This is a genomic window from Kitasatospora sp. NPDC057512 (assembly GCF_042802135.1).
GTDB lineage: Bacteria > Actinomycetota > Actinomycetes > Streptomycetales > Streptomycetaceae > Kitasatospora.
Genome location: NZ_JBHVET010000386.1, coordinates 1 through 7790, shown reverse-complemented (window position 1 = coordinate 7790; position 7790 = coordinate 1). Strand labels below are relative to the sequence as shown.

The 7790-nt window shown below is 74.3% G+C and carries 6 protein-coding genes; all 6 read left to right on the top strand.

Annotated elements, in window-relative coordinates:
* The first annotated feature begins 344 nt into the window (after positions 1-344).
* The 6 genes from ACFU6K_RS23625 (at position 345) to ACFU6K_RS23600 (ending at position 7709) form a co-directional block, all read left to right on the top strand.
* Positions 345-2132, top strand: a complete 1788-nt coding sequence (locus tag ACFU6K_RS23625; RefSeq protein ID WP_380666078.1) for an ABC transporter transmembrane domain-containing protein — start codon at positions 345-347, stop codon at positions 2130-2132.
* Positions 2129-3889, top strand: coding sequence for an ABC transporter ATP-binding protein (locus tag ACFU6K_RS23620; protein WP_380666076.1), 1761 nt, complete (start codon positions 2129-2131; stop codon positions 3887-3889). The genes ACFU6K_RS23625 and ACFU6K_RS23620 overlap by 4 nt, the downstream gene beginning before the upstream one ends.
* Positions 3890-4140: 251 nt before the next feature.
* Entirely contained in the window at positions 4141-5049 is a 909-nt protein-coding gene (locus ACFU6K_RS23615; protein WP_380666074.1) for an ABC transporter ATP-binding protein, read from the top strand.
* 11 nt (positions 5050-5060) lie between these two features.
* Positions 5061-5801 carry an ABC transporter permease gene (locus ACFU6K_RS23610; RefSeq protein WP_049652927.1) on the top strand — a complete coding sequence of 247 codons (741 nt, stop codon included), beginning with the start codon at positions 5061-5063 and terminating at the stop codon, positions 5799-5801.
* 4 nt (positions 5802-5805) lie between these two features.
* Complete coding sequence (locus ACFU6K_RS23605; RefSeq protein ID WP_380666072.1) at positions 5806-7089, top strand: sensor histidine kinase; 1284 nt, start codon at positions 5806-5808, stop codon at positions 7087-7089.
* The gene (locus ACFU6K_RS23600) at positions 7086-7709 is read left to right on the top strand and encodes a response regulator (RefSeq protein WP_380666070.1); all 624 of its coding nucleotides are present in this window, start codon (positions 7086-7088) and stop codon (positions 7707-7709) included. Before ACFU6K_RS23605 ends, ACFU6K_RS23600 begins: the two co-directional genes overlap by 4 nt.
* Positions 7710-7790 lie beyond the last annotated feature (81 nt).

Here is a 7790-nt window from a genome sequence, read left to right as displayed (position 1 = left end):
GACCACCGTCCCGCACCGGGGCGCCCGCACGCCGGCGTCCGACCGTCCGTCACATCCCCGTCCGTTGAGGCTGCTCGGGCAATCCGATTTCCGGACAATCCTCCTCGGCCCGTTCACGTGCGGACTTCTTCGAGTACGGTGGCATCCCGGCACCTCGGCGGCCGAACGCTCCGGCGGCGCCGGCACGCGGGCGGCGCCGTGACCACTCCCGGGCGCCACCCCGCCGTCGGTGTGCGGCAGTTCGCATCCGGGCCCGGCCGTCTCTCCGCCGGAGTCCGGCGAAGCAGCGCTGCCAGGACGTCGTCGTCCCGGGCCCCGGCGGACCTGCCCAAGGACGGAGCGCGATGACCAACGGACCGGACCTGCCCACGGGTGCCCGCCGGGTCCCGTACACCGACCCGGGGACGCCCGACCACCGGAGCCCGCTGCGGTACCTCTGGTGGCTCGTGTCGATGCAGCGCGGACGGGTGCTGCTCGGCGCGACCTGGGGAAGCCTGTGGATGTGCGCGCTGATGCTGCCGCCGTACCTGATGTCGCGGACGATCGACGACGGGCTGCGCGCGCGGGACACCGGGGCGCTGGTCGGCTGGGTGGCGGTGGTCCTCGCGGTCGGCGCGCTCATCGCGGTCCTCGGCATGCTGCGGCACCGCACGATGACGTTCATCCGGGCCGACGCCGCCTACCGGACCGTCCAGGCCGTCACCCGCCACGTGAACCGGCTGGGGACGACGCTGCCGCGCCAGGTGTCGGCCGGCGAGCTGACGCACCTGCAGGCCGGTGACGCCGGCCGGATCGCCCGGACGCTGACCATCACCGGGCCCGGCGTCGGCGCGGTGCTCGCGTACCTCGCCGCCGCCGTCCTGCTGGTCGGGATCTCCCCCGTCCTGGCCGCGGTGATCCTGCTCGGCGTCCCGCTGCTGGCCGTGGTCATCGGTCCGCTGATGGGGAGGCTGCACGGCGCCGAGGGCCGCTACCGCGAGGAGCAGGGGGCGCTGACCGCCCTGGCCGGCGACCTGGTGGCCGGGCTCGGGGTGCTGAACGGCATCGGCGGCAAGCCGATGTTCGCCGGGCGCTACCGGCAGCGCTCCCGGGAGCTGGTGCCGCTCGGCTACCGGGTGGCCTCGCTCACCAGCTGGGTCCAGGCGGTGGGCGCCTGCCTGCCCGTCGTCTTCCTGGCCGTGGTGACCTGGCTCGGCGCGCGGATGGCGGCGGCCGGCGACATCACGGTCGGCGAACTGGTCGCCGTCTACGGGTACGTGGCCGCCCTCCTGGCACCCGTCTCGTTCTTCGTCGAGGGCGCCGACGACCTCCCGCGCGGCCTCGTCGCCGCCCGCCGCGTCGTCGACATCCTGGCGCTGCGGCCCGAGTCCTCCGGCGAGCGCACCCGCACGGCGCCGCCCGTCGGTCCGGCGGAGCTGCACGACCCGGAGTCGGGCCTGGTGCTGCGCCCCGGGCAGGTCACGGCCCTGGTCGCCGCACGGGCCGACGAGGCCCGCGCGGTGGTGGACCGGCTGGCCGGCTACACCCCGTCCGGCGCCACCTGGGGCGGCGTCGACGTGTCCGCGTGGGAGACGGCCGCGCTGCGCCGGCACGTCCTGGTGTCCGACAACGAGTCCTACGTGTTCGGCGGCACCCTGGGCTCCGCGGTGGCGGTCCACGGCGGGCGCACGGCGGCGGAGATCGGGCGCGCGCTGCACGCGGCGGCGGCCGAGGACCTCGTCGGCCTCCTGCCCGGCGGCCTGGACGCACCGCTCCAGGACCGCGGCCGCAACGTCTCCGGCGGCCAGCTCCAGCGGCTGCGGCTGGCCCGGGCCCTGCTCGCCGACCCCGAGGTGCTGCTGCTCGTCGAGCCCACCTCGGCCCTGGACGCGCTCACCGAGGCCGCCGTCGCCGCCCGGCTCGGCGCCTTCCGCGCCGGCCGCACCACCCTGGTCGTCGGCACCTCCCCGCTGGTCCTCGGCCGGGCCGACCGGGTCTGCCACCTCGTGGACGGCAGGGTCCGCGCCGCGGGCACCCACGGCGAACTGCTCGCCGCCGAGCCCGCCTACGCGGCGCTGGTCCTCCGCGGCGACCCCGACGCCGACGCGAACCCCGACGCCACCGCAGAGCCCCGGGAAGGAGCAGCCCGATGAGCCACGACGACGACCCCCACCGGCTCCCCGTCGCCGACCGGGCGACCGTACGGCGGGCCGTCCGGCGCCTGCTCGCCGAGGACGGCCGGGCGATGTGCGGGGTCCTCCTCCTCACCTGCCTCGCCGCCCTGGCCGGGGTCGCCGGGCCGTGGTTCCTCGGCCGCATCGTCACCCGGGTCGAGCGGGGCGAGCTGACGGTCGGACAGGTCGACGGGCTGGCGGCGGCGGTGCTCGGCTTCGCCCTCGCCCAGCTGCTGCTGACCCGCTTCGCGCGCTACTTCTCGCACCGGTTCGGGGAGCGCGCCCTGGCCCGGCTGCGGGAGGAGGTCGTCGACCGGACGCTGGCGCTGCCCGGCCGGTACGCGGAGCGGGTGGGCACCGGCGACCTGGTGACCCGCTCCTCCCTCGACGTGGGCACGGTGGCCGCCACCCTGCGTGACGCGGCCCCGGACGTCTTCATCGCCGCGGTCCAGGTGCTGTTCGTCCTCGGCGCCGCGTTCCTGCTCGACCCGCTGATCGGGCTGTGCGCGCTGGTGAGCCTGCCGGTCGTCTGGGCGGTGGGCCGCTGGTACCTGCGCCGGGCCCGGGACGCCTACCTCGCCGAGGGCGCCGCCTCCGGCGCCGTCGTCGAGGCGCTCAACGCGACCGCCCACGGCGCCCGCACCGTCGAGGCGTTCGGGCTCGGCCCCCGCCAGGACCTCGCCGTGGACCGGGCGATCGACACCGCCTACCGGGCCGGCGTGCGCACCCTGTTCCTGCGCACCGTGCTGTTCCCCGTCACCGAGTTCGCCCACGCGCTGCCCACGGCGCTCGTCCTGCTGGTCGGCGGCCTCGGCTACCTCGACGGCGCGGTGGGCCTGGGCACGGTGGTGGCCGGCAGCCTGTACATGTGGCAGCTGGTCGACCCGCTCGACCGCGCCCTCAACTGGATGGAGCAACTACAGCGCAGCGGCGCCTCGTTCGCCCGCATCAAGGGCGTCGGCCTGGTGTCGGAGGACCCACCGGTGCTCGACCGGCGGCCGTCCGACGACCGGATCGAGGTCCGCGGCGTCCGGTACGCCTACCCGGGCTCGCCGGACGTGCTCAAGGGCATCGACCTGGTGGTCCGCCCGGGCGAGCGGCTCGCGGTCGTCGGCCCGTCCGGCGCCGGGAAGTCCACCCTCGGCAGGCTGCTGTCCGGCGTCGACGCTCCGGACGCGGGCCACGTCCGGGTCGGCGGCGTGCCGGTCTCCGACCTGGCGGCGGCGGGCGGCCTGGGCGACCGCATCGTCCTCATCACCCAGCAGCACCACGTGTTCCTGGGCACCCTCCGGGACAACCTGACCATGGCGGCCCCGGACGCCGGCGACGAGGAGATCCTCGCCGCGCTCGCCCTGGTCGAGGCCGGCTGGGTGCGCGACCTCCCGGGCCGGCTGGACTGCGCGCTCGGGGCCGGCGGCGTCGAACTCGACGCGGCGCAGGCCCAGCAGCTCACCCTCGCCCGGGTCCACCTGGCCGACCCCCACACCCTGATCCTCGACGAGGCGACGTCCCTGCTGGACCCGACCACGGCGCGGCAGGCCGAGCGGGCGATGGCCGCCGTGCGCTCGGACCGGACGGTCGTCTCCATCGCGCACCGGCTGCAGACCGCCCACGACGCGGACCGCGTCGCCGTCATGGAGTCCGGCCGCATCGTCGAGCTGGGCACCCACGACGAACTGGTCGCCGCCGGCGGCTCCTACGCGGCGCTGTGGCGGTCGTGGAACGGCGAGGGCTGACTCCCCCCGACGGCAACAGGAAGACGGTTCACGGGGGTTCCACCGGACCGGCCCGCGTGACACCCTGGAGGATCCGGCGGCCGGGCCCCGCCGCCCCGCCGGGCATCCACCGGAGCCCCGCCGCAGGCCCGCCGCAGGCCCGCCGGGCAGCCATCAACCGATCGGTTGATGCCGGGCATCCACCGCCTCCCGCCCCAGGTCTGGCCGTCCAGTCGATCCGGCGGACCGGGGCCGACTGCCAGGCTGATGCCATGGCAATCATCGAGGTGGACAGCCTCGTCAAGCGCTACGGCGACAACTCCGTGCTGAACGGGGTCAGCTTCGCCGTCGAGCAGGGCGAGATCTTCGGCATCCTGGGGCCCAACGGGGCCGGCAAGACCACGACCGTCGAGTGCATCGAGGGGCTGCGCACCCCGGACGGCGGCACCATCAGCGTCTGCGGCATCGACCCGCAGCGCGACACCGGCGAGCTGCGGCAGCTGCTCGGCGCGCAGCTGCAGGAGAGCGAGCTGCCCGACAAGCTCAAGGTCGGCGAGGCGCTGGAGCTGTACAGCTCCTTCTACCGCCAGCCGGCCGACTGGCGCGAGCTGGCCGAGATCCTGAACCTCACCGGCAAGCTCGGCACCCAGTTCCGGCGGCTGTCCGGCGGGCAGAAGCAGCGGCTGTCGATCGCGCTCGCGCTGCTCGGCACCCCGAAGGTGGCGGTGCTCGACGAGCTCACCACCGGCCTCGACCCGCAGGCCCGCCGCGACGTGTGGGGCCTGATCGAGCGCATCCGCGACCGGGGCGTGACGATCCTGCTGGTCACGCACTTCATGGAGGAGGCGGAGCGGCTCTGCGACCGGCTCGCCGTGATCGACACCGGGCGGGTCATCGCGATCGACACCCCGGGCGGCCTGGTGTCGAGGGTCGACAAGGGGCAGCGGATCCGGTTCCGGCCGTCCGGGCCGCTGGACGAGGCCAGGCTGGCCGCGCTGCCCGAGGTCACCTCCGTCGAGTGGGCCGGCCCGCAGATCGTGGTGACCGGTACGGGGGACCTGCTGCTCGCGGTGACCACCCTGCTCGCCGGCCAGCGGATCACCGCACTCGACCTGCGGGTCGAGCAGAACTCGCTGGAGGACGCGTTCGTCGCGCTCACCGGCCGCCCCGTCGAATCCTGAGGAGTCCCACCGTGTCCCCCCTGCTGCGGCTCACCGCCACCGAGACCAAGCTGTTCCTCCGCGAGCCGATCGTCGTGTTCTTCGCGCTCGCGTTCGCCCCGATCCTGCTCGTCGTGCTCGGCCTGATCCCCTCGATGCGGGCGAACAGCCCGGAGCTCGGCAACGTGCGGCCGATCACCCTGTACCTGCCGATCGTCGTCTCGATGGGCATCGCCCTGTTCGCGCTCAGCGGCCTGTCCCAACTGTTCGCCTCGTACCGGGAGAAGGGTGTGCTGCGGCGCATGCGGACCACCCCGGTCAAGCCGGGCGTGATGCTCGGCGCGCAGCTGCTGATGGCCACCGTGCTGTCCGTGGTGACGATGCTGGTCATGCTGACCATCGGCAAGCTGGCGTTCGACGTCGACCTGCCGCGCAAGCTCCCGGCCTACCTGCTCAGCTACCTGCTGGTGGCGCTGGCGATGTTCGCGGTCGGCCTGCTCGTCGCCGCGCTCGCGCCGACCGGCCGCAGTGCCAGCGCGATGGGTTCGCTGGTCTTCTTCCCGCTGGTGTTCTTCGCCGGCCTGTGGCTGCCGCGCGCCAAGATGAACGATGTCCTGCTGACCATCAGCGACTTGACTCCGCTCGGCGCCGGCGTGCAATCATTGCAGGACACCACCGCCGGGCACTGGCCGCAGCTGATCCACCTCGCCGCCATGCTGGGGTGGACGATCGTGGCCGGCGGACTGGCCGCGCGATACTTCCGCTGGGAGTAGTGGGTTGAGCATCGAGGCCGAGCTGCGCGCGGAGTTCGATCACTGGGAGCGTACGGAGACCGCGGCCTTCAAGGCGCTCCCGTACGTCCTCCTGGCGATCAGCACCGTGATCACGCTGCTGCAGCTGGTCTGGCGGGTGCCGATGCACTTCACGCTGGTGCTCGGGCTCTCCGCCGCCGCCGCGCTCTGGATGCTCTGCTTCCGTACGCTGCGCCCGGAACGGCGGCAGAACCGCCGGCTGATGGGCGTGTACTACGCCGGGCTGATGCTGCTGGCCGCCGCCCTGGTGGGCGTCGCGCCCTGGTACGGGCTCTTCACCTTCGTCGGCTACCCCCAGGCGTTCAAGTACCTGCGGGGTCGCCGGCGGTACGTCGGCGCCGCCGTCACCGCGATGATCTCGGCGGCGGCGTTCATGGGGGGCGTGGCCGGCATCAACGCCGCCCACATGTGGTGGGCGTGGCTGGCCGTCGGCCTGATCTCCGCGGTGCTGGCCGGGGCGCTGTTCTACTTCGTCGAGATGGCCGACCACCGCAACGACAAGCAGAAGCAGGCCCTCGTCGAACTGCACGAGGCCAACGCCAAGCTGGAGGCCGCGCTGGCGGAGAACGCCGCCCTCCACGCCCGGCTGATGGTCCAGGCCCGCGAGGCGGGCGTGCTGGACGAACGCCAGCGGATGGCGCGGGAGATCCACGACACCCTCGCCCAGGGGCTGGCCGGCATACTGACCCAGCTCCAGGCCGCCGAGCAGACCCTGGACGAGCCCCCGACGCTGCGCCAGCACCTGGCGAACGCGACGAACCTGGCCCGCGAGAGCCTCGTCGAGGCCCGCCGGACGGTCCACGCGGTGGAGCCGGCGGTGCTCGCCGAGGCCCGGCTCCCGGACGCGATCGGCGACGTGGCCCGGCGCTGGTCGGAGATCAACCACATCGACGCGGTGCTGACCACCACCGGTGACGCCCGGCCGATGCACACCGAGGTCGAGGTGACGCTGCTGCGCACCGCGCAGGAGGCGCTGGCCAACGTGGCCAAGCACGCGCGGGCCGGCCGGGTCGGCCTGACCCTGTCGTACATGGAGGACCTGGTCACCCTCGACGTGCGGGACGACGGCGTGGGCTTCGATCCGGGCGCCAAGCGGGTCAACGGGTCCACGAGCGGCGGGTTCGGGCTCCTCGGCATGCGCCAGCGGGTGCAGCGCCTCGCCGGGCGGCTGGTCATCGAGTCGGAACCGGGGGGCGGGACGGCGATCTCGGCGGCCGTCCCCGCCATCCCCGCGGGAGGTGCGCAGTGATCACCCTGTTGATCGTCGACGATCATCCGGTGGTGCGGGACGGGCTGCGGGGCATGTTCCGGGCCGACCCCCGCTTCGAGGTGCTCGGCGAGGCCGGTGACGGCGCGGAGGCCATCGCCGCCGCGGAGGAGCTGCGGCCCGACGTGGTCCTGATGGACCTGCGGATGCCGAGGACCGACGGGGTCACCGCCATCAAGGAGCTGACCAGGCGTGGAGTGCCCTCGCGGGTGCTGGTGCTCACCACGTACGACACGGACAGCGACGTGGTGCCCGCCATCGAGGCCGGCGCCACCGGCTACCTGCTGAAGGACGCGCCGCGGGAGGAGCTGTTCCGCGCGGTGGAGGCCGCCGCGCAGGGGCAGGCGGTGCTCTCCCCCTCGATCGCGACCCGGCTCATGGGCCAGGTGCGACGGCCGGCGCCCGCGCCGCTGTCGGCGCGCGAGCTGGAGATCCTCGAACTGGTCGCCCAGGGGACGACGAACCGCGAGGCCGCGCGGAAGCTCTTCATCAGCGAGGCGACGGTCAAGACCCACCTCCTGCACCTGTACGCCAAGCTCGGCGTCAACGACCGGGCGGCGGCGGTGGCCGCCGGGTTCTCGCACGGCTACCTGACGCCCTGACGTTCCGACACTCCGACGGGCGGTGCGCCCTCGCCGGAGTGCTCCGCGGGGGCCTCCCGGGCGGTTCGGACCGCACGGGAG

Bases quoted from the DNA above. Each gene is read 5' to 3' on its own strand.
- ACFU6K_RS23625 (WP_380666078.1), top strand. From the start codon at position 345: ATGACCAACGGACCGGACCTGCCCACGGGTGCCCGCCGGGTCCCGTAC.
- ACFU6K_RS23620 (WP_380666076.1), top strand. From the start codon at position 2,129: ATGAGCCACGACGACGACCCCCACCGGCTCCCCGTCGCCGACCGGGCG.
- ACFU6K_RS23615 (WP_380666074.1), top strand. From the start codon at position 4,141: ATGGCAATCATCGAGGTGGACAGCCTCGTCAAGCGCTACGGCGACAAC.